Genomic DNA, 20,170 nt, shown 5'->3' with positions numbered 1-20,170 from the left:
CTAACGGCGGCATCCGCGCGAACACAAGTGCGGTCCGGCGGACCGCGTGCGAACCCTGGACCGGTTCGCTTTGGGAGGAACCTGGCGCAGATGGCCGACAAGCTTGTCGACCTGTTCCGTCGCATCGCGGCCGGGCATCGCGGAACGGCCGTATCCGGCCGTGAGCACGTGGTCGTCGGTCTCGTCGGCCGCGGCATCCAATCCTCCCGCACGCCCGGCATGCACGAGCGCGAAGCGCAGCGCCTGGGCATCGGCTATTCCTATCGCCTGCTCGATTTCGACGGGTTGGCGCTGCCGGATGAAGCGATCGGCGACGTGGTCGCGGCGGCGCAGGCCACCGGCTTCCAGGGGCTCAACGTTACCCACCCGTTCAAGCAGGCCGTCATGCCCGCGTTGGACGGCCTGTCGCCGGAAGCGCGGGCGATCGGCGCGGTCAATACGATCGTGTTCGCGGACGGGCGCAAACAGGGCCACAACACCGACGCCTGGGGTTTTGCCGAGAGTTTTCGCGAGGCGATGGCCGGCGCCCCGTTGGAGAGGGTGGCGATGTTCGGCGCCGGCGGCGCGGGGGCGGCGGTCGCCTATGCGTTGATGGAACTCGGCGTGCGCGACCTTGTCGTCGTCGACAGCGATGCGTCGCGGGCCGACGATCTCGCGCAACGGATGACGGCGCGCTTTCCGCGCCGGGTCCGCACGGAGAGGGACGCGGCGGGGGCCGTCGCGGCGGTGGACGGCATAGTCAACGCCACTCCGGTCGGCATGGCGAAATATCCCGGCACGCCGTTCGACACGGCCCTGCTCACGCCGGAAAAATGGGTTGCCGACATCATTTATTTCCCGGCCGAAACCGAACTGCTGCGCGCGGCCCGTGCCGTCGGATGCCGAACGCTGCCGGGCATCGGCATGGCGATCGGCCAGGCCGTCCGCGCCTTCGAACTGTTCACCGGCCGGAAGGCCGACCGGCGCGCGATGGCGGACCATTTCGAGGCGGCGGCATGAACGTGCATGCGGCCGGATACCACATCGAATGTGCCGTGCCGAGCCACGACCGGCTGGGCGAGACGCCGCTGTGGTGCGACCGCACCCGGAAGCTCTGGTGGATCGACATCGAGGAACCGAAGCTGCAGTCCTTCGACCCGGCGACCGGAGCGCACGAACGGACACCGCTGCCGGGAATTTTTGCCGGCACGCAGGCGCTGACCAAAGCCGGCGACCGGCTGCTGGCCGAGGACTTGACGCTCTACGCCCGCGACGCCGACACCGGCTACCGCTGCGATCTGCTCTCGCTGGAGCGCGGGTCCGACAACCGTCTGAACGACGGCAGGGTCGATGCGCAGGGCCGCTTCTGGGTCGGCACGATGGACAACGGCCTGTCCTTGCCGAACGGATCGCTCTACCGCGTCGATCCGGAGGGCACGGCGACACGGATGGAGACGGACATCGTCGTCTCCAACGGCATCGCTTTCGCGCCCGACGGTCGCACGCTCTATTTCACCGACACGCGCCGCTACACAAGCTACGCCTACGATCTCGATCCCGATGACGGAGCGATCAGCAACAGGCGGATTTTTGCCGACTACAGCGCGACCGGCGACCGTCCGGACGGCGCCTGCGTCGACGTCGACGGTTGTATCTGGGCGGCCTTCTTCGCCGGAGGCCGCATCGTCCGCTACCGTCCGGATGGGCGCGTCGACCGGACGATCGCCGTGCCGGTGAGCAATCCGACGTGCCTCTGCTTCGGCGGGCCCGGGTTGAAAACGCTCTACGTGACCACCGCCCGGAAATTCCTGAGCGAGTCACAACTGGCGGCGCAGCCGCTCGCCGGCGCGCTGCTCGCCATAGACGGCGTCGGGCAAGGCTTGCCGGAGCACCGCTTCGGATGACGGAAGCATTCTGGAGGAATTCATGACTTCATTCACGAGACGTACCTTGCTGGCAGGCGCCGCGGCCCTGGGCATGCTTGCGGCCGCGGGCCAGGCGATGGCCGAACCGATCAAGCTGCGCTTCGCCGACTCGACCACCGCCGACGCTCCGCGCTCGGTCGCGCTGGTCGACATCTTCGCCAAGCAGATCGGCGACGACTTCGTCTTCGAGCCGTACTTCGGTTCGACGCTCTACAAGCAGGGCACGGAGATCGTCGCGGTGCAGCGCGGCAACCTCGAGATGGCGCTGATGCCGCCGTCCGACTTCGCCAAGCAGGTTCCCGCCTTCTCGATCCTGACTGCCGCCTACCTTGTGCGCGACGCCGCCCACATGAAGGCGATCTTCGACAGCGAGATCGGCGACGAGTTCAAGAAGATGGCGCGCGACGAGATGGGCGTCGTCGTGCTGGCGCCGGCCTATTACGGCGCGCGCCACGTCAACCTCAAGGGCGACAAGAAGATCAACACGCCGGAAGACCTGGCCGGCGTGAAGTTGCGCATGCCCGGCGGCGAGGCCTGGCAGTTCCTGGGCGAGTCGATCGGCGCCAACCCGGTCGCGATGGACTATGCCGAGGTCTACACGGGGCTTCAGACCGGCGCGATCGACGGCCAGGACAACCCGCTGCCCAACAACAAGCTGATGAAGTTCCACGAGGTGACGAACCAGATCGCGCTCACCGGCCACAATGTCGGCTTCGGGCTGCTGATGATCAACGCCAAGGTGTTCGACGCCTTGACGCCGGACCAGCAGAAGAAGATCCGGGACGCCGCCGACGCGGCCTTCGAATGGAGCAACGCCGAATACCTCAAGCAGGAGGCGGAGCTGATCGACTTCTTCAAGGGCGCCGGGCTGGACGTCTATACGCCCGATGTCGACGCATTCCGGGCCTATTCGAACGAGAAGTATCTGGCTTCTCCGCTTTCAAAGGACTGGCCGGAAGGAATGGTGGAACGGATCAACGCCCTCTGAGAAGCGGGCGCCGGCCACCTGGAAGTTGCAACAGGGAGGAAATGAAACCATGAGCTTCGAAACGACACGCCGCCGGCTGCTGATCGGCGCCGGCATGCTCGCCATGGCGATGGCCGCGCCGGCCTTCGCCCAGGACAAGCCCAAGCTGCGCTTCTCCGCGGTGTTCTCCGAGCAGGACATCCGCGCCGAAATGATGAAGATGTTCGCCGACGCCACGAAGGACGACTTCGTCTTCGAGGGCTACTACGGCGGCAATCTGTTCAAGCAGGGCACCGAGCTGGTCGCGCTGCAGCGCGGCAACCTCGAGATGGGCAACATCGCCCCGCAGGACATCTCCAAGCAGGTTCCGGCCTGGTCCATCGTCACCGCCGGCTACCTATTCCGCGACGCGGCGCACCTCAAGGCGTTCTTCGCCAGCGAGGCCGGCGCGGAGCTGAAGAAGATGGCCGAGGACCAGCTCGGCATCAAGGTTCTTGGCCCGACCTACTTCGGCGTGCGCCAGGTCGGGCTGAAGCCGGACAAGGAGATCAAGACACCCGCCGACCTGGCCGGCGTGAAGCTGCGCATGCCTGGCGGCGACGCCTGGCAGTTCCTCGGCACCGCGCTCGGCGCCAACCCGACGCCGATGGCCTATGCCGAGGTCTACACCGGCCTGCAGACGGGAGCCATCGACGGCCAGGACAATCCGCTGCCCAACGTCGAGAACATGAAGTTCTACGAGGTCATGTCGCAGATCGTGCTGACCTCTCATCTGGTCGGCTTCGATCTCCTGGTCGTCTCCAAGAAGGCATGGGACGAGATGGGCGCGGAGAAGCAGGCGAAGGTGCAGGCAGCGGCCGACGCGGCGATCGACTTCTCGACCGAGAAACACCTGGCGCGCGAGAAGGAACTCGTCGAGACCTTCAAGGGCAAGGGTCTGAAGATCTACGAGCCCGACGTCGCGGCCTTCCGCAAGCATGTGCAGGAGCAGTACCTCGCCTCCGACCTGGCCAAGGCGTGGCCGGCGGGCATGATCGACAAGATCAACGCACTGTGAGCCGAGGAGGGCCGGACGGCGGACCGTCCGGCCCTCCTTTCCGGAACGCAAGCATGGGATAGCTCCGGCTGGCGCCCCGGCGCCGGCCCGGGCAGCGGTGACTTCCCAGGAGGATGACGATGGACCCAAGACTGCGCAGGGCCAGCGACTGGCTATACCGGCGCGCGGAAAACGTGCTGGCGGCGATGCTGGCGGTGATGTTCTTCGCTTTCCTGCTGCAGATCCTGTTCCGCTACGTGCTGAACTGGCCGACCGGCTGGACCAACGAGATCAGCGCCATCCTCTGGATCTGGATCGTGCTCTGGGGAGCCGCCTTCGTGTTGACCGAGCAGGAGGAGATGCGTTTCGATCTCATCTACGCCTCGGTCGGCGCGCGTACCCGTAGCGTCATGTTCCTGATCTGCGCCGCCTCGCTGATCTTCCTCTACGGGATCTCCTTTCCGGCCGTGCTGGACTACGTCACCTTCATGAAGGTCGAGAAGAGCGCCTACCTGAAGATCCGCTTCGACTGGCTGTTCTCGATCTACATCGTCTTCGTCGTCGCCATCATCGTGCGCTACCTGTGGCTCTCCTGGCGGGTTCTGCGCGGTTCCGCGCCTGAAGAATTCGATCCCACCAAGGCAGGATCAGGCGTATGAGCTTCGCCAGCCCGTTCTCAATCTCCATCGTCGCGATCACGGCGCTCGCCCTGCTTGGCCTGCCGGTCGGGCACGCCATGATCGCCGGATCGATCCTCTACCTGCTGATGGCGGGCCTCGACATGGGCACCGCCGCCGAGCAGTTCCTCAACGGGATGTATTCGAACTACATCATCCTTGCCGTGCCGCTCTTCATCCTGGCCGCCGAACTGATGAACATCGGCTCGATGACGGAGCGGCTGATGACGTTCTGCAATGCGATCGTCGGACGTTTCCGCGGCGGGCTGGCGCAGGTCAACGTGCTGCAGTCGATCATCTTCGCCGGCATGAGCGGTTCGGCCATCGCGGACGCCGCCGGTTCCGGCAAGATCATGCAGAACATGATGACGGCCGACGGCAAGTACCCCGCAAGCTACGCGGCGGCCTTGACGGCGGCGACGGCGGTCATCGGGCCGATCATCCCGCCGTCGATCCCGATGATCATCTACGCGCTCGTTTCGGATGCCTCGATCGGCTACCTGTTCCTCGGCGGCGTGATCCCCGGCCTCTTGATGGCGCTGCTTCAGATGGTTCTGGTCGCCATCCACGCGCGCACCCGCAACTTTCCGGTCGAGCCGCCGACGCCGCTGCGCGAGATCCCCGGCATCACCTGGCGGGCCCTGCCGGCGCTGCTGATGCCGGTGGTCCTGCTGGGCGGAATCTATTCGGGCGTAACCACGCCGACGGAGGCCGCCGCGGTCGCGGCAGCCTATGCGCTGTTCATCTCGGTCGTGCTCTACCGGAGCGTCAGTTTCCTGGATTTCTACAAATCGGTGCTGGCGAGCGCCCGCACGACGGCCTCGATCGGCATGCTGATCGCCGGCGCGCTGGTGTTCAACTACGTCGTGACCGTCGAGAACATCCCGCACTCGCTCAGCGTGATCCTGACGAGCTGGGATCTCTCGTCGACCGGCTTCCTGATCCTCGTCAACATCATCCTGCTGCTGCTCGGCTGCGTGCTGGAGGGGACGACGATCATCCTTGTCATCCTGCCGGTGTTCATCCCGACAGCCAACGCGCTCGGCATCGACCTCGTCCATTTCGGGGTGATGTGCGTCGTCAACATCATGCTCGGCCTGGTGACTCCGCCTTATGGGCTGCTGCTGTTCATCATGACCCGCATCGCCAACGTGCCTCTGTGGGACATCGTGCGCGACGTGCTGCCGTTCCTCTACGTGATGATCCTGTCGCTGGTCGTGATCACCTTCTTCCCGGAAGTGGTGCTGTGGCTGCCGCGCCTTTTCGGTTACCAGGGCTGACGGAGGCCAGATGACCAAGCCGATCTTCGTCCTCAACGGGCCCAACCTCAATCGCCTCGGCAAGCGCGAACCCGAGATCTACGGCACGACGACGCTTGCGGAAATCGAGGCGATGTGCCGCCAGGCGGCGGGAGACAGGCCAATCCGCTTCCACCAGTCGAACGCCGAACATCAGCTTGTCGACTGGGTACATGAGGCGATCGACGAGGGCTCCGGCATCCTGATCAATCCGGCGGGACTGAGTTTCCGGTCCATCCCGCTTCTCGACGCGCTCAAGATGTTCCCCGGCCCGATCGTCGAGTTCCACATTTCCAACATACACCGCCGCGAGGAGATCTATCATAAGTCTCTGGTTTCGACGGTGGCCACGGCGGTTCTGGCGGGGCTTGGGCCAGGCGGCTATGCGCTAGCCATCAAATGGCTTCTCGACCAGATGCGCGAGTAGATGTTGCATCCAGGCTACCGACCGGCGTAGCGTCCCGATACCAGCCGGACATTGCTCCAATTGGCTGACTTTTCGACTCAAGACGAGGCCATCCAGCGGCCCCGTGGGACAGCGACATGGCCCGCCTTGCGGGCAGGCGGCCTTGCGCTGCCAGATAGTTTACGCATGTAAAAAATAGAGTTGACGAAGATTAAGAATATTGCAATCCTCATTCTCGGGGACGGCCTGCCTTGGCCTTGTTCCTATGGTTTTCACTCGGGAGGAGAACTGCAAATGGAGCGTCGCTCATTCGTTAAATTTATGGGAGCCGCCGGCCTTGCCGCGCCGGCGATTCTGACCGCGGGACGGGCTTCGGCCCAGGACAAGCCGACGATCGCCCTGATCCCCGGCCTGACCGCCGACGGCTTCTACGTCACCATGCACAAGGGCGCCCAGGCCGCGGCCGAGGCGGTCGGCGCGCAACTGATCTATCAGGGCGCGGCGGAATGGAACGTGTCGCTCCAGGTGCCGATCCTGGAAGCGGTCATCGCCAAGAAGCCTGCCGCCATCCTGATCGCGCCCAACGACAAGACCCAGATGATCGAGCCGCTGCGCAAGGCGCACGAAGCGGGCATCGCGGTCGTCTGCGTCGACACCTTCATCGGCAACGGCGTGTTCCAGACCGGCGCCGGCGACGCCGATTTCCCGATTTCCTATGTCGCCTCCGACAACGTGCTCGGCGGCCGCATGGCGGCGCGCGCGCTCGCAACGGCGATCGGCGAGAAGGGCAAGGTCTACGTCTCCAACGTCAAGCCGGGCATCTCGACCACCGACCAGCGTGAGGAAGGCTTCAAGTTGGAAATGGCCCAGCACAAGGACATCGAGATCCTGGAGACGCAGTTCAACGACGACGACGCCAACAAGGCGGCCGCGCAGTTCCAGGCCGTGCTCGGCCGCGTGCCCGACCTCGCCGGCGTGTTCGGCGCGAACCTGTTCTCGGCCGGCGGCACCGCCAACGGCGCCAAGCAGGCGGGCGTCGCCGGCAAGGTCAAGATGGCCGGTTTCGATGCGCCGGAATCGATCGTCGAGCAGCTCAAGGACGGAACCTTCGAGCTGACCATCGCCCAGCATCCGGCGGAAATCGGCTATTTCGGCTTCATGGCCGGCTACGCCCATGCCACCGGCAATCCGGTCCCGACGCATATCGGCACGGGCTTCACCGTCATGACGGCGGCCAACATCGACGATCCGAACGTCAACCGGTATCTCTACAAGAGCGAGTAGGACCGGGAATGGTCCTTGACCCGGTCGCCGCCAACAGCGGCGGCCGGAGCTTTTGAGACGGGGAGGATTATGGCGACCGCAACGACATTGGCCGGCACGGGCGTGCCGTTGACCCGCTGGCGAAGGATTTTGCTCGTCATCGCCGAGCAGCGCGCCTGGATCTTCCTGGCTGTCCTCGTGCTGTTCTTCGAGATCTGGTCGCAGATCGCCTACGGCGCGACCTTCCTCTTCAACACCTACAATTTGCGCGCCATCTCTGTCGCCGCGGCGGCGCCATTGATCCTGGCGCTGGGCCAGACCTTCGTCATCATCTCCGCCGGCATCGACCTGTCGCTGGGCTTCGTGATGGGGTTCGCGTCGGTGATCGCCGCCCACACCGCGAACTGGGCCGCCCAGCAACTGGGGCTGCCGCCACTCGCCGCAATGCTCGTTGGCGTTTCGGCCGGTGTCGGCATGGCGGCGATCCCGGGACTCGTCAACGGCTGGCTGATCGCGTTTCTCAAGGTGCCGCCGTTCATCGGCACGCTCGGCATGTACGGCGTGGCGCGCGGCGCCGCCTACCTGATCGCCGGCGGCATGACCATCGCCATATCCAACCGCTGGTACTCGTCGGTCGGCAACGACCGGGTGCTCGGACTGCCGGTCCTCGTGATATTGGCGGTGATCTGCTGCCTCGTTCTGCACTACATCCTGTCGCAGACCCGTTTCGGCCAGCACACCTACGCGCTCGGCGCCAGCAAGGCCGCCGCCAGCCGTGCCGGCATCAACGTCAAGCGGCTGACGATCAAGATTTATGTCCTGTCGGCGGTGATGGCCGGCATCGCAGGCGTCCTATACACCGGCCGCTTCTCGGCCGGCGCGCCACAGGCCGGCGAACCGCTCCTGCTGCTCTCGATTGCCGCGGTGGTGATCGGCGGCGCCAGCCTTTTCGGAGGCTCGGGCACTATCTGGGGCACCGTCGCCGGCGCGCTGGTGATCGCGGTCATCGACTACGGACTTGTCTTCGTCAACGTGGAGCCGTTCTGGCAGTTCATCGCAGTCGGTCTCGTCATCATCATCTCGGTTCTGGTAGACCAGGCGCAGCGGCGGTTCATTGGAGGGCGGCAGGTTGAGTGAACAGGCTCCCATTCTTTCGGTCCGCAACGTCTCCAAACATTTTGGCGGCGTGCAGGCCCTGAACCGCGTCTCGCTCGATGTACTCCCGGGCGAGGTCGTTGCGCTGGCCGGCGACAACGGCGCCGGCAAGTCCACCGTGATCAAGGCGATCTCGGGCGTCTTCGGCTACGAGGAGGGCGACATACTGCTCGACGGCAAGCGGGTGGCATTCTCGACCCCCGAGGAGGCCCGCGACAACGGCATCGAGACGATCTACCAGGACCTCGCGCTCGCCGACAATCTGTCTATCGGCGCCAACATCTTCCTGGGCCGCGAGCCGATGACAAAACTGTTCGGCTTCCTGCCGATCCTCGATCGCAAGAAGATGGCCGAGGCGGCGCGCGAGACGATGCATCGCCTCGACTTCCACGTCGACCGGCTCGATGCGCCTGTGGCGGCGTTCTCGGGCGGGCAAAGGCAGGCGGTGGCGATCGGCCGGGCGATGTACTGGAATGCGCGCCTGGTGATCATGGACGAGCCGACGGCGGCGCTTGGCGTGCCCGAGCAGCGCAAGGTCATGTCGCTGATCCAGTCGCTGAAGGCCGCGGGCAAGGGGGTCATCTTCATCTCGCACAATCTGCGCGACATTTTTGAGGTCGCCGACCGCATCGTGGTGTTCCGGCGCGGCGAGAATGCCGGCGAGCGCATACCGACGGAGACGACGGGCGACGAGATCGTCAGGCTGATGGTCGGAAAATAGGCGCGGGCCTCGGCGGACGCGCCCGTTCCGCGGTTCAGATATCCTGGTTCTGGGGCAGGATTACCAGGTCGCGGATGGTGACGTTGGCCGGTCGCGTCAGCATGTATAGGATCGCGTCGGCCACGTCTTCCGAGCGAAGCCCTTCATGCGCCTCGGCCTTGGCTTCGATCGCGGCCGGATCGTGGTAGCCCCACAGCTCGTTGAGCACGACGCCGGGCGCCACCGCTCCGACGCGGATGTTGTGCGGAGCCACCTGCCTGCGCAATCCGTGCACGAAGGACTGGATCGCATGTTTGGAGGCCGAATAGACCGGTTCCCAATGAAGGGCCTGATGCCCGGAAATCGACGAGGTAACGATCACGTCGCCGCTTCTGCGCGCGATCATGCCCGGCAGGACGGCACGTACCAGCCGAAACACGCTGTTGACGTTGACGGACAACATTGTGTCCCATGCGTCCGCGTCGCCGTCGACGACATCTCCCGGGATGTAGAGCCCGGCATTTGCAAGCAGGATGTCGATCCGGCCGAAGCGGGCGAGGGCGTCGGCGACGACCCGATCGACATCGGCCGAGCGTGAAAGGTCCGCCGGCAGGACCAACGCCTTGCCGCCGGCATTTGCCGCCACCGCCTCCAGGCGGTCCGCCGAGCGCCCAACCAGTACCAGATCCGCTCCTTCCTCGGCGAGCGCCAGTGCGGCGGCGCGCCCGATGCCCGAACTGGCGCCAGTGACGAGCGCAACCTTCCCTGAAACCGATTGATGCATGTCTGACTCCCCTCTCGATCTCGCCCCCGATCCATACCTGCCGTCTGGCCGGCGAACGTCGCGTCAGGCCGACTTGCGCAGCACCAGCGCACCGGCCAGCAGGATCTTTTGGCCGCCGGCAACCTGATCGTCGCCGGCGATATGATCCAGCAGCATGCGGACGGCGACCCGTCCCATCTCGTCGCAGTCCTGCGCGACCGTCGTCAGCGGCGGCGCCGTGTAGGCGCTGAATCGCTGGTTGTCATGGCCGGCGACGCGGTAGTCGCAGTCCGGACCGTAGCCGACCTTCAGCCCCGCCTCGTACATGGCAGCAAGCACGCCGAGGGCCATGCGATCGTTGGGGCAGAGCACGGTGCGGGTGGCAAAACCGCCCTCGCGCAGGATGCGCGCGGTCTCTTCGAACGCCACCCTCTCGAAATCCCAGTCCGACGCCGGCACGCCGGCATAGCACGGCTCCAGCCCGAGCCGATCCATCGTGGCGGTATAGGCGGCGCGCCGGTCGGAGGAATTCCTGTTGGTGCGGGGCATTTCCAGATAGGTCGGCGGCTCGCCCGACCGGCACAGATATTCGGTGATGAGCGGAATGGTCTGATGGTTGTCGGTGCCGACGAAGGGACCGTCTTCATCGAGCGGAGCATCGACGAAGATCAAGGGCGTCTCGCGCGCCAGGCTCTTCAACTGTGCACGGTGCGACGTCTCGCCCAGCGGCGCGATAAGGGCTCCAGCGACGTTGAGCGCGGTGATCGTCTCGATGGCGCGCGCCTCGATCTCCGGGCGCCCGTTGGAACTCAGCACCAGGGCAAGGTAGCCCGCATTGGTCGCCTCGGTCTCCACGCGCTGCGCCAGCGTCATGTAGAACGGGTCGGTGGGATCGGGGATGATCAATCCGATGATCTTGGACCTGCGCCGGTTCAGGTTCACGGCGAAGAGGTTCGGCCGGAATCCCGATTTCTTGAGGACGGCCTCGATCCTGGCCCGCGTCTTGGGGCGGACGGACATCGGATCCTGGAAGAATTTCGAAACGGTCGGCCGCGACAGGCCGACCGCCTGCGCAAACTCTTCCATCGTGCCGATCTTCTTCGATTGCAAGGCTTGGATTCCGGCTGTCCCATCTGACTAACAGTCGCCTCGTAAGTTTACAACGGTCAGAATAAATTTACGGGTGTAAACTTTAAGGTTACCTCGGCGCATTTTCTGCCGCGGCCGGTTCCTGCTGCCGTCAGCTTGCAGCCACCTCACCCATACAAGCAAAACGATAGTCGTCGAGTGCGCGCTGAACCGCGGCCACCAGCAGACTCTCGGGATCGAGCGCCCTGCCCGCGAAATCCGAGAACGCGGGGAGATGCTGCCGCATCAGCGTCGCCGGAACGTTCCTACCGCGCAAGGCGTCGAGCAACCGCGCAACCGCGGCCTCCGCCTCGGGCTGGTTCCAATAGTAACGGATACGGTCGGAATAGGAATAATGGCGCTGCAACCGCCGTTCGCCCGGCGGACCGTGATAGTGCCCCTGCCAATGGCCGGGCAGAGCCAGCATCAGCCGCTCCATGGCATGATACAGCGGACGCTCGCCATAGTCCGGCACAAGGTCGGAAGCCACGAGATCCAACCCATACAGCGCCTCGCGCAGCACGAAGGTCAGTTCCGGCCCGACCTTGAGGATCGGAAAGCCGTCCTCGACGAGCTGGCGGAGCGGCGCACGGCCCTGGTAGTCGGTCGAATGCGCCTCGTAGACGAATTGCGGGACCGCATCGAGCAGGCGCGTCAGGCCGGACGCCTTGGCGCGGTCGTAAAGCACGACGTTCTCGTTGCCGAACTCGACGCCGGGTTGCACGGCGAGCGCGATGACCCGTGAGAACGCCTGGTGCAAACCGTTTTCGACAAAGATCGTGCGATGGATCTCGATCGTCCGCCGCGCCGCGGCCGGGCCGGTCGGTTCAAGCGCGCCGATCGCATGGTCGGCGCCGCCGGGCGGAGGCACTTCGGTACCGATGATGTAGACCGGCATCGGCCCACCGGTCGAAGCCGCTGCGTCCTCGGCTGCCCGAGCCAGGCGCGCGGCACGCGTGGCGGTGGTGGCGTCGTCGAGTGCGGCCGGCTCGCCGGCGCAGCCCATCGAGGCGTCGAGATGGATTTTTCGGAAACCCGCCGCGACATAGGCGGCCACCATGGCTTCAGCCTTCTCCAGGGCGCTGTCGGCGCTTTCCTTGCGCCACGGATTCGGACCGAGATGGTCGCCGCCAAAAATGATGCGCTCGCCCGGCAGTCGCTCCTCCGTCGCGATGCGGTTGACCAGCGCGACGAAATCCGCCGGCTGCATGCCGGTATAGCCGCCAAACTGGTTGACCTGGTTGCAGGTCGCCTCGATCAGCAGCGTGTCGTCATGTTTCGCGGCATTGCGGGCCGCAGCGCGGATCACCAGCGGATGCGCGGAACAGACCGAGACAATTCCCTTCGGCGAGCCGTTGCGGCGCGAGGCGGCAAGGTCCATCAGAATTTTCATGCGCCGCGCCTCGGCGTGGTCGCGATGAATGCGTCGAGTTGTTGCCGCGAACCGGCGCCTTCCATGGGGCCAAGCACCGCGACGTTGCGCGCGCCGGCGGCGTTGGCGTAGTCCAGCGCGATCGCCGCCGGCATGCCAAGCCGCCGGCAGGCGACATAGGCGCCGCCGAAACAGTCGCCGGCCCCCGTCGGGTCGACCTCGTCCACCACGAAGGCCGGGCAATCGACGCGAAAACCGTCGGCGCCGAAGAAGGTCGAGCCGGCCTCGCCGCGTTTCAGTACGATCTCCGTGGCATGCTTGGCGAACAGGGCCGCCGTTGCAGCCGCCTCGCCGTCGGCCCGCGCGGCAACGAACAGCTCGTCGCCGGAGGGCAGCAGCAGGTCGGCAACTTCGATCAGTCTCGCGAACCGCTCCTCGGTCTGCCCGCCAAGCAGTTCCTTGCGCAGGTTCGGATCGAGCGAGATGCTGCCGCCGCGCCGCTTGATAACGCCGATGGCGTGCTCGAGGATCGCCCAGACTTCGGGAATGGCCAGCGCCGTGCCCATGACATGCAAATGGCCGGCGCGCGCGATCATGGTTTTGGCTTCAGCCGTCAACGCCAGAAGCCCCGCCGCGGATTTGGCGATGTTGTAGACGAAGTCGCGCGAGCCGTCGGCGCGGTAGCGGACGAAGGCGCTACCGGTCGGATAGTCGGGATTTACGGAGATCGCCGAGACATCGGCGCCGTCGGCGCGCAGCCGCTCGACGTTGAGGCGGCCGAAATCGTCGTCGCCGACCGAGGCGATTATGCCCGCCGCCCCGCCGATCTTTGCGCATTGGTCGATGAAGATCGCCGGCGCGCCGCTGGGAAAGGGACCGACCAGGTTGATCGGCTCGAGAAAGCCGTTGCCGCGTGTGCGGGCCATGATCTCCACCAGAATCTCGCCAACCACGATGGTGGGCCCGAGCGCATCGGGCGCCAGCCTGGTCCGGGTGTCGATCGACTCTGCGGGCATCGCCAAGAACTCTGTTGCTGAACGCCGGCGTGGCGGTGACGGTTATTGGAGGGACTCGACCCAGTCCATCAGCCCGGGAAGGTCCAACGGCCGCGTCGTGTCTACCCTAAACAGCGGCCAGGCGCCAAGCGGGGCGGCGCGGCCGGCGAGTTCGATCAGTTCGGGCACGTAGGACTCGCCGAGATGGCCGGCATGGCGCTTCGACAGCCTGGACCCGTAGCGTTTTCCGATCACAGCCGGCGGCGCGTGGCACCAGACCTCGGCGACGCGGGATATTTTTGCCTTCTCCAGATGGGTGTTCAGCACATCGGTCGGCTGGAAGCCGAACCAGGCGTCGACCACGGCCGTGCTGCCTTCCGGAAAATCGCCGATGAGGGCAAAGATCGCCTGATAGCTGGCCTTGCCGAGCAGGCGGTTGTAGTCGCGGTCGCCGGTTCCGAGATGCGCGAACAACGCCTCCTTGACCGTGTCGAGCGTGAGCAGCGGCCAGCCGCCGGCCTGCGCCAGAACGCGGGCGACGCTGCTCTTTCCCGATGCCGGCACACCGTTGACCAGAAGCACGCGCTTCATCGGCTCATCCTTGCCGGCTCAGCGCCGCCAGGCCGGCGCCGATGACGCCGGCGCGGTCGCCCAGCGCCGCCGGCACGACGGGGCAGCGATACCACACCGCTTCGTCTGGAATCTGCGCCAGGGCCTCGTGCATCGCGGCACCCAGGCCGCCGCCTAGAACGACCATTTCGGGATCGAAGGCGGCGATCGCCGTATCGATGGCGAACCGCATCGGCCCGGCCCAGGCGGCCAGCACCGACCCGGCAGCCGCGGACGCATTGCGGGACTCTTCGAGCAGCTTGTCCACGGAGGTCGCCGCTGGCAGCCCCGCCGCAGCCAGATGGCCGGCCAGGGCGGTGCCGGAACTGGTCGTCTCGACGCAGCCGCGCCGTCCGCACAGACAGCGCGCACCGTTACTGTCGACGGTCAGGTGCCCGAGCTGGCCGGCGGCCGCCCTGCCCCGCAAGATCCTGCCGTCAGCAAGGACGGCGCCGCCGATGCCGGTGCCGATGGTGAACATCACCGCCGTTCCGGCCGACCGCGCAGCGCCGATGGCATGTTCGGCGTAAAGCGCCATGTTGCCGTCATTGTCGAGCACGACCGGCCGCCCGAAGGTTTTCGCAAGGATACTGCCTAGGTCAATGGATGAGAGATCGACGTAGCCGCCGGACATCATGCGGTTGCGGCTGATATCGACGCGTCCCGGCACACCGATGCCGACCGCTTCCACCGTCGCATCGTCGAGGGCGTGGACGAGGTCTTCGATCTGCGCGCAGACCAAATCCGGCGCGCCAGCCGTCGGCTGTTCCAGCCGGACCAGCACCTGACCGGCCGCATCGACCCGCGCGACGCGGACGCGGGTTCCGCCGACGTCGACGCCGATGGCGGTGGCCATATGGATCAGGCGGCCGCGCCGAGCGGCAGGTTGCGGGGATAGCGATCCAGCACAGCCTGGATCTGCCTGAGCCGCGGCACCGCCCGGCTGACCAGCAACTCGCGCTGGCGGTCGCGGTCGAGCGAAACACAATCCTTCCACAACGCGCGGCCGGCGATGACGCCCGCCGCGCCGTTCGCCATGGCGACCTCGACCTGGCCGAGAAAGGTCTCGTGGTCCACGCCCGCCGACAGCACCGACCACGGCACAGCGCCGCACATGGCGGTGATCGCCGCGCAGGACTCCGCGCTGCCGGGATAAGGTAGCTTCAGCACTTTTGCGCCGGCATCGAGGCAAAGGCGCGTACCGCCCTCGATCAGCGCCGGGAACTTTTCCGCATAGGCCGCCTTGTCCTCGCCCGGCAGTGCATAGGTCAAAAACTCCACCACCAGCAGCAGATCCTCGCGGGCGAAATCGGCGATGCACTGCTCGATGATCGCCATGTTGTGGCGATTGGCTTCCGGCCGGTCGGCGCGCAGATAGACCATGATCTTGCCGCCGGTGCCGCCCAACTCGCGGACGCGCCGCGCGGTCAGGCCGGGTGTCAGCCGCGACTGCCAGAAACCGTTGTCGTCGGTGTCGTAACCGGATGCGTCGAGGCCGATCAGCAGCGCCACGTCGCGCAGCAGCACGCCCTCGTCGACGACGCGCGGCACGGCGCAGACCGCATCCAGCAATATGCAGGGCGCATGGCTGGCGAGATAGCGCACCACGTCGGCCTTGGTGTCGCCCAGCATGCCGTCGGTGATTTTCGCCTCTTCCTCCGGCGTCGCGGCGAGCAGCTTGCGGATGCCGCCGCGCTGGTCGCAGGCGATCGCCATGATCAAACCATTGGCGCCGCAAATCTGCTGGTAGCCGCGTCGTTCGGAGGTGGTCATTTCGGACATGGCGGCATTCCAATTGAGGTGTCGGCAGGGCCGCGATAAGCCGTGCGGGCCCATTGCGGCAAGCGGGCGGATATTCCAGTAAAAATTTACTCGTGTCAATATTGAAATCGCCGTGCGTAAAGTTTATCCGACGCCAAGCGACCTGTCACGGCTGGTGGCGCGCGCAGGAATGTCCCCGCGACGGCAGCACGGCGTTCGGGCGCCCATAGGCGAGGTTTCCCGGACGTAACCAAATTTTACATGCGACAAGAATTTGCGCTACCTACCAGATGTGTCGAAATTCGCCGTAAGAGTTTGGCCTTGCGGCGCGTCGTCGACGCGCCGTATCTGATCGGACATTGCTCTAAGGACCGACCATGATCAAAAAAGACGAACGCCGTCTGCGCGTGGGCGTGCTGGGCGCCGGGCCGATCGCCCAGTTCGCGCATTTCGAATCCTGCACCAAGGCCAGGAATGCCGACCTCTATGCCATCTGCGATGTCGCGCCCGATCTGCTCCAGCGCATGGGCGCCGCCTGGGAGCCGCAAAAGCTCCATGACGACTACGACAGGATGCTGGCCGATCCGGAGTTGGACGCGGTGATCGTCGCCACCTCCGACGCCTATCACGTGCCGATGTCGATCAAGGCGCTGGAGGCGGGCAAACATGTGCTGTGCGAGAAGCCGATCGGCGTCTCCGTCGAGGAAGGCCAACAACTCGCGGAGGCGGTGAGGCGCACCGGAAAGATCCTGCAGGTCGGCCATATGAAACGCTTCGACCAGCCGATCGAGGCGGCGCGCGATTTTGTCCGCGACGAGATCGGCGAGGTGCTGGCGCTGAAGGCGTGGTATTGCGATTCCACCCACCGCTATACCAATACCGACGCCGTGCAGCCGCTGCCGGTCACCAGCAAGCTGGCCAGAAAACCGTCCGGCAACCCGAAGGCGGATCTGCGGCAATATTTCATGCTGGCGCACGGCTCGCATCTGGTCGACACGGCGCGCTTCCTGTGCGGCGACATCGTCGCCGTGCGTGCCCGCCTCGCCGAGCGCTTCGGCGCCTATTGCTGGTTCGTCGAGACGGAATTCGCCTCGGGCGCGCTCGGCCATCTCGACCTGACGGTGGCGGTGCGCATGGACTGGCACGAGGGTTTTCAGCTCTACGGCGAGAACGGGTCGGTGATCGCGAAAACGTTCAATCCCTGGTTCTTCCGCTCGAGCGAGGTCGAGATTTTCCACGAGAAGGACGCGACCGTGCGAAAACCGCTCGGCGCCGACGGGCATTTTTATCGCCGCCAGCTCGAGGGTTTTGCCGACACGGTGCTGACAGGCGCGCCGATGCGCGGCGCCGACGTCGAGGATGGCATCGCCTCGATCCGCGCCATGGTGGCGATCGCCCGCTCGGTGGAAAGCGGCGAGCGGGTCGAGCTCGCCTCGGTGACGGGCGCGGTCTGATGCAGATCGGGATTTTCGCCAAGACGTTTCCAGGCACCGACCCCACCGGCGTGCTCGCGGCGGTGCGCAAGGCGGGTTATGCGACCACGCAGTTCAATCTCGCCTGCGCCGGCCTGCCGTCGATGCCGGAGGCGGTGCCGGCGGAAACGATCGCCGCGATAGCGGCAGCGGCAAAGGCATCCGGCGTGTCGCTGGCGGCGCTGTCCGGCACCTACAACATGGCCCATCCCGATAAGGTTGTCCGGGACGACGGAATGCACCGGCTGGGCGTGGTGATCGAGGTCGCGGCGACGCTGTCGATACCGCTGGTCACGCTGTGCACCGGCACCCGCGATCCCGACGACCAGTGGGCGCACCATCCCGGCAACGCCGATCCTTCCGCCTGGGCCGACATGGCCGGCGAGATGGAAAAGGCGCTGGAGCTCGCCGAACGCTGTCATGTCGACCTCGGCATCGAGCCGGAACAGGCGAACGTCGTCACCTCGGCCGCCGACGCCATGCGCTTGATCGCCGAGATGGGATCTTCCCGGCTAAAGATCGTGCTCGACCCGGCCAACCTGTTCGAGCAGGCGACGCCCGGTCAGGCCCGCGTCATCGTCGCGGACGCGGTCGAGCGCAGCGCCGGCCATGTCGCCATGGCGCATGCCAAGGACCGGCACGCCGACGGCCGCTTCGCCACGGCCGGCCAGGGCGTCGTCGATTTTTCCGATTTCGCCGCCCGGCTGAAGAAAACTGGCTTCGATGGTCCGCTGGTCACCCACGGTCTCTCGTCCGAGGAGGCGCCCGGTGTAGCCCGATTCCTGACGGGGCTGATGCGATGACCGTAGCCACGCTCGGCCGCGACGATGCCGCGCTAAAAATCTTCGACACCGGGCAAGGCCCGGCGGTGGTGTTCCAGCACGGCCTGGGCGGCGACGAGGCGCAGGTGGCGCAGACATTTCCGGCATCGCTCCCCTGCCGGCGGCTGACGCTGGAATGCCGGGGTCATGGCGGCTCCAACCTGGGAAGCAAGCGCCCCTTCTCCTTCGCCCTGTTCGCCAACGACATCGTTGCCGCCGCCGATCGGGCCGGCATCGGGCGCTTTGTCGCCGGCGGCATTTCGATGGGTGCGGCGCTGGCGCTGCGGCTTGCCGCCCGCCATCCGGATCGCATCGGTGGCCTGATCTTGGTGCGTCCCGCCTGGACATTTTGTTCCGCCCCCGAAAACCTCGCGCCGATCGGCGAAGTCGCGCGGCTGATCAAGAACCATCCGCTCGCCGAGGCGCGAACCACCTTCGAGTGGTCGAACACGGCAGCACGGCTGAAAGCCGAAGCCCCGGACAACCTGAACTCGCTGCTCGGCTATTTCGACCGGCCCGACATTTTTCGGTTCGCCGAGGTACTGGCGGATATTTCCAGCGACGGACCGGGCACCTCCGAAGCCGAAGCTGCCGCGCTCGCCATTCCGACGCTGGTGATCGGCAACGAGATGGACGCCATCCATCCGCTGCCCATGGCGCGGACACTCGCCGCAGCCATTCCCGGCGCCGCCTTCCGCAAAATCACGCCCAAGGCCGGCGACAAGGACCGCCATTTCGCCGAGGTGCAGGCGGCGATCGCCGCCTTCCTGAACAGCCATTTCGACATCCCCAACGGTGCATCCTCATGACGACCAAACCCCTTTCCGGCCGCGCCGCGATCGCCGCCCTGCCCCGCGACCGGCTGCTCGGCGAGTTCTCGCTGTGGTCGGCCGACCTCGCCAACATGGAACGCGACCTCAAGCGCATCGAAGATCATGTCGATCTGCATCATATCGACGTCGCCGACGCCCGCTTCACCCCGGGTTTCCTGTTCTTTCCCGATTTCGTCGCGCGCATCGCCAAACTGACCGACAAGCCGATTCATGTTCATCTGATGGTCGAGAAGGAGATCGTCGAGGAACAGACGCGCCAGTTCATCGAGGCCGGCGCCGACCTGATCAGCGTCCACGCCGAGAACGGCGAGACCGGCCTGCGCGCGGTCAGGCTGGCGCATGAGCTCGGCGCCGAGGCCGGCGTGGTGCTGCGGCTGGAAACGCCGGTGGCCGCGGCCGCGCCGTTCATCCCGCATGTCGCCTTCTTCACGCTGCTCGGCACCTCGATCGGCGTCAAGGGCCAGAGCCTGTCCGACCAGGCCTGCCCGCGCCTCGCCGAAGCGCGCGCGCTGATGCGGCAGGCCGGCCGCGAACAAGACATCGTGCTGGCGGCCGATGGCGGCATCCGCCACGAGACGGTGCCGCGCCTGCGCGCCGCCGGCGCCGAGACCGTGGTGCTGGGCTCGCTGGCCTTCGGCGATCCCGATCTCGCCCAGCGCATCGCCTGGCTGCACGGGCTGGAGGTCGCAGCCTGATGGCAAAAGTCGCCCTCGCCTTCGATCTCGGCGGCACGGAGTTGCGCGGCCCGGCTCGGCGGCAATGCCGGGCTCATCGGCGCCGCCAGCCTGATTCTTTGGGAAGGCGAGCCCGGCGCGCCGATTGCGATCGCGCAGGACGAGGACACATCCGACCGCTCCGTTTCCGGCGAAGCACTCCACGGCTGAGCGCGCGCTGCGCAGCCCTGCGAAAATCCTACGGAGCTGTCGAGATCATCAAGAGTCAGTTCTGGACAAGCCAATCTGTCACGCCATACACCGGCATCTGCCGGACGTGTCATGGCGTCGGAGCTG

Annotated in this window: 21 protein-coding genes; 14 read left to right on the top strand and 7 right to left on the bottom strand. The window is 65.9% G+C overall.

Features of this window, described 5'->3' with window-relative positions; translation table 11 throughout:
* The first annotated feature begins 90 nt into the window (after positions 1-90).
* The 10 genes from RB623_RS14650 (at position 91) to RB623_RS14605 (ending at position 9,427) form a co-directional block, all read left to right on the top strand.
* Positions 91-999 carry a shikimate dehydrogenase gene (locus RB623_RS14650; protein ID WP_308057600.1) on the top strand — a complete coding sequence of 303 codons (909 nt, stop codon included), beginning with the start codon at positions 91-93 and terminating at the stop codon, positions 997-999.
* A complete protein-coding gene (locus RB623_RS14645; protein ID WP_308057599.1) occupies positions 996-1,883 on the top strand; it encodes an SMP-30/gluconolactonase/LRE family protein in 888 nt (295 codons plus the stop codon). The genes RB623_RS14650 and RB623_RS14645 overlap by 4 nt, the downstream gene beginning before the upstream one ends.
* Before the next feature lie 22 nt (positions 1,884-1,905).
* Positions 1,906-2,892: a sialic acid TRAP transporter substrate-binding protein SiaP gene (locus RB623_RS14640; protein ID WP_308057598.1), complete on the top strand. Its 987-nt coding sequence runs from the start codon at positions 1,906-1,908 to the stop codon at positions 2,890-2,892.
* A 49-nt stretch (positions 2,893-2,941) separates the two neighbouring features.
* On the top strand, positions 2,942-3,928 hold the full coding sequence (dctP, locus tag RB623_RS14635) for a TRAP transporter substrate-binding protein DctP (protein ID WP_308057597.1): 987 nt from the start codon (positions 2,942-2,944) through the stop codon (positions 3,926-3,928).
* 119 nt (positions 3,929-4,047) lie between these two features.
* On the top strand, positions 4,048-4,566 hold the full coding sequence (locus RB623_RS14630; protein WP_308057596.1) for a TRAP transporter small permease subunit: 519 nt from the start codon (positions 4,048-4,050) through the stop codon (positions 4,564-4,566).
* On the top strand, positions 4,563-5,864 hold the full coding sequence (locus RB623_RS14625) for a TRAP transporter large permease (RefSeq protein ID WP_308057595.1): 1,302 nt from the start codon (positions 4,563-4,565) through the stop codon (positions 5,862-5,864). The genes RB623_RS14630 and RB623_RS14625 overlap by 4 nt, the downstream gene beginning before the upstream one ends.
* Positions 5,865-5,874: 10 nt before the next feature.
* Complete coding sequence (locus RB623_RS14620) at positions 5,875-6,309, top strand: type II 3-dehydroquinate dehydratase (protein WP_308057594.1); 435 nt, start codon at positions 5,875-5,877, stop codon at positions 6,307-6,309.
* Positions 6,310-6,582: 273 nt separating this feature from the next.
* Positions 6,583-7,572: an ABC transporter substrate-binding protein gene (locus tag RB623_RS14615; RefSeq protein ID WP_308057593.1), complete on the top strand. Its 990-nt coding sequence runs from the start codon at positions 6,583-6,585 to the stop codon at positions 7,570-7,572.
* A gap of 69 nt (positions 7,573-7,641) precedes the next feature.
* Complete coding sequence (locus RB623_RS14610; RefSeq protein ID WP_308057592.1) at positions 7,642-8,688, top strand: ribose ABC transporter; 1,047 nt, start codon at positions 7,642-7,644, stop codon at positions 8,686-8,688.
* Positions 8,681-9,427 carry an ATP-binding cassette domain-containing protein gene (locus RB623_RS14605; RefSeq protein ID WP_308057591.1) on the top strand — a complete coding sequence of 249 codons (747 nt, stop codon included), beginning with the start codon at positions 8,681-8,683 and terminating at the stop codon, positions 9,425-9,427. Before RB623_RS14610 ends, RB623_RS14605 begins: the two co-directional genes overlap by 8 nt.
* A 34-nt stretch (positions 9,428-9,461) precedes the next feature.
* Here RB623_RS14605 and RB623_RS14600 read toward each other — a convergent pair whose 3' ends face one another.
* The 7 genes from RB623_RS14600 to RB623_RS14570 all read right to left on the bottom strand — a co-directional run bounded on the left by RB623_RS14600 (position 9,462) and on the right by RB623_RS14570 (position 16,055).
* Positions 9,462-10,190 (bottom strand): SDR family oxidoreductase, encoded by a 729-nt coding sequence (locus tag RB623_RS14600; RefSeq protein ID WP_308057590.1) that lies wholly within the window; start codon positions 10,188-10,190, stop codon positions 9,462-9,464.
* A gap of 63 nt (positions 10,191-10,253) precedes the next feature.
* Positions 10,254-11,255: a LacI family DNA-binding transcriptional regulator gene (locus RB623_RS14595; protein ID WP_308057732.1), complete on the bottom strand. Its 1,002-nt coding sequence runs from the start codon at positions 11,253-11,255 to the stop codon at positions 10,254-10,256.
* Between the two features lie 154 nt (positions 11,256-11,409).
* Complete coding sequence (locus RB623_RS14590) at positions 11,410-12,690, bottom strand: D-tagatose-bisphosphate aldolase, class II, non-catalytic subunit (RefSeq protein ID WP_308057589.1); 1,281 nt, start codon at positions 12,688-12,690, stop codon at positions 11,410-11,412.
* The gene (locus tag RB623_RS14585; RefSeq protein ID WP_308057588.1) at positions 12,687-13,685 is read right to left on the bottom strand and encodes a sugar kinase; all 999 of its coding nucleotides are present in this window, start codon (positions 13,683-13,685) and stop codon (positions 12,687-12,689) included. Before RB623_RS14585 ends, RB623_RS14590 begins: the two co-directional genes overlap by 4 nt.
* A 42-nt stretch (positions 13,686-13,727) precedes the next feature.
* A complete protein-coding gene (locus tag RB623_RS14580) occupies positions 13,728-14,255 on the bottom strand; it encodes an AAA family ATPase (RefSeq protein ID WP_308057587.1) in 528 nt (175 codons plus the stop codon).
* 4 nt (positions 14,256-14,259) lie between these two features.
* Complete coding sequence (locus RB623_RS14575; protein ID WP_308057586.1) at positions 14,260-15,129, bottom strand: ROK family protein; 870 nt, start codon at positions 15,127-15,129, stop codon at positions 14,260-14,262.
* A 5-nt stretch (positions 15,130-15,134) separates the two neighbouring features.
* The gene (locus RB623_RS14570; protein WP_308057585.1) at positions 15,135-16,055 is read right to left on the bottom strand and encodes a tagatose-bisphosphate aldolase; all 921 of its coding nucleotides are present in this window, start codon (positions 16,053-16,055) and stop codon (positions 15,135-15,137) included.
* 356 nt (positions 16,056-16,411) lie between these two features.
* On the opposite strand from RB623_RS14570, the gene RB623_RS14565 reads away from it, so the two are divergent.
* Genes RB623_RS14565 through RB623_RS14550 form a run of 4 tightly spaced genes read left to right on the top strand, consistent with a single transcriptional unit; the run spans position 16,412 to position 19,855 of the window.
* Positions 16,412-17,488 carry a Gfo/Idh/MocA family oxidoreductase gene (locus tag RB623_RS14565; RefSeq protein WP_308057584.1) on the top strand — a complete coding sequence of 359 codons (1,077 nt, stop codon included), beginning with the start codon at positions 16,412-16,414 and terminating at the stop codon, positions 17,486-17,488.
* Positions 17,488-18,309, top strand: coding sequence for a sugar phosphate isomerase/epimerase (locus RB623_RS14560; protein WP_308057583.1), 822 nt, complete (start codon positions 17,488-17,490; stop codon positions 18,307-18,309). The genes RB623_RS14565 and RB623_RS14560 overlap by 1 nt, the downstream gene beginning before the upstream one ends.
* Positions 18,306-19,136: an alpha/beta hydrolase gene (locus tag RB623_RS14555; protein ID WP_308057582.1), complete on the top strand. Its 831-nt coding sequence runs from the start codon at positions 18,306-18,308 to the stop codon at positions 19,134-19,136. The genes RB623_RS14560 and RB623_RS14555 overlap by 4 nt, the downstream gene beginning before the upstream one ends.
* Positions 19,133-19,855, top strand: coding sequence for a ribulose-phosphate 3-epimerase (locus RB623_RS14550; protein ID WP_308057581.1), 723 nt, complete (start codon positions 19,133-19,135; stop codon positions 19,853-19,855). Before RB623_RS14555 ends, RB623_RS14550 begins: the two co-directional genes overlap by 4 nt.
* The last annotated feature ends 315 nt before the right edge of the window (positions 19,856-20,170 follow it).

The sequence above is a fragment of the Mesorhizobium sp. LHD-90 genome, from assembly GCF_030929505.1.
Taxonomy (GTDB): Bacteria; Pseudomonadota; Alphaproteobacteria; order Rhizobiales; family Rhizobiaceae; genus Kumtagia.
This window is presented reverse-complemented; position numbering and strand designations above follow the sequence as displayed.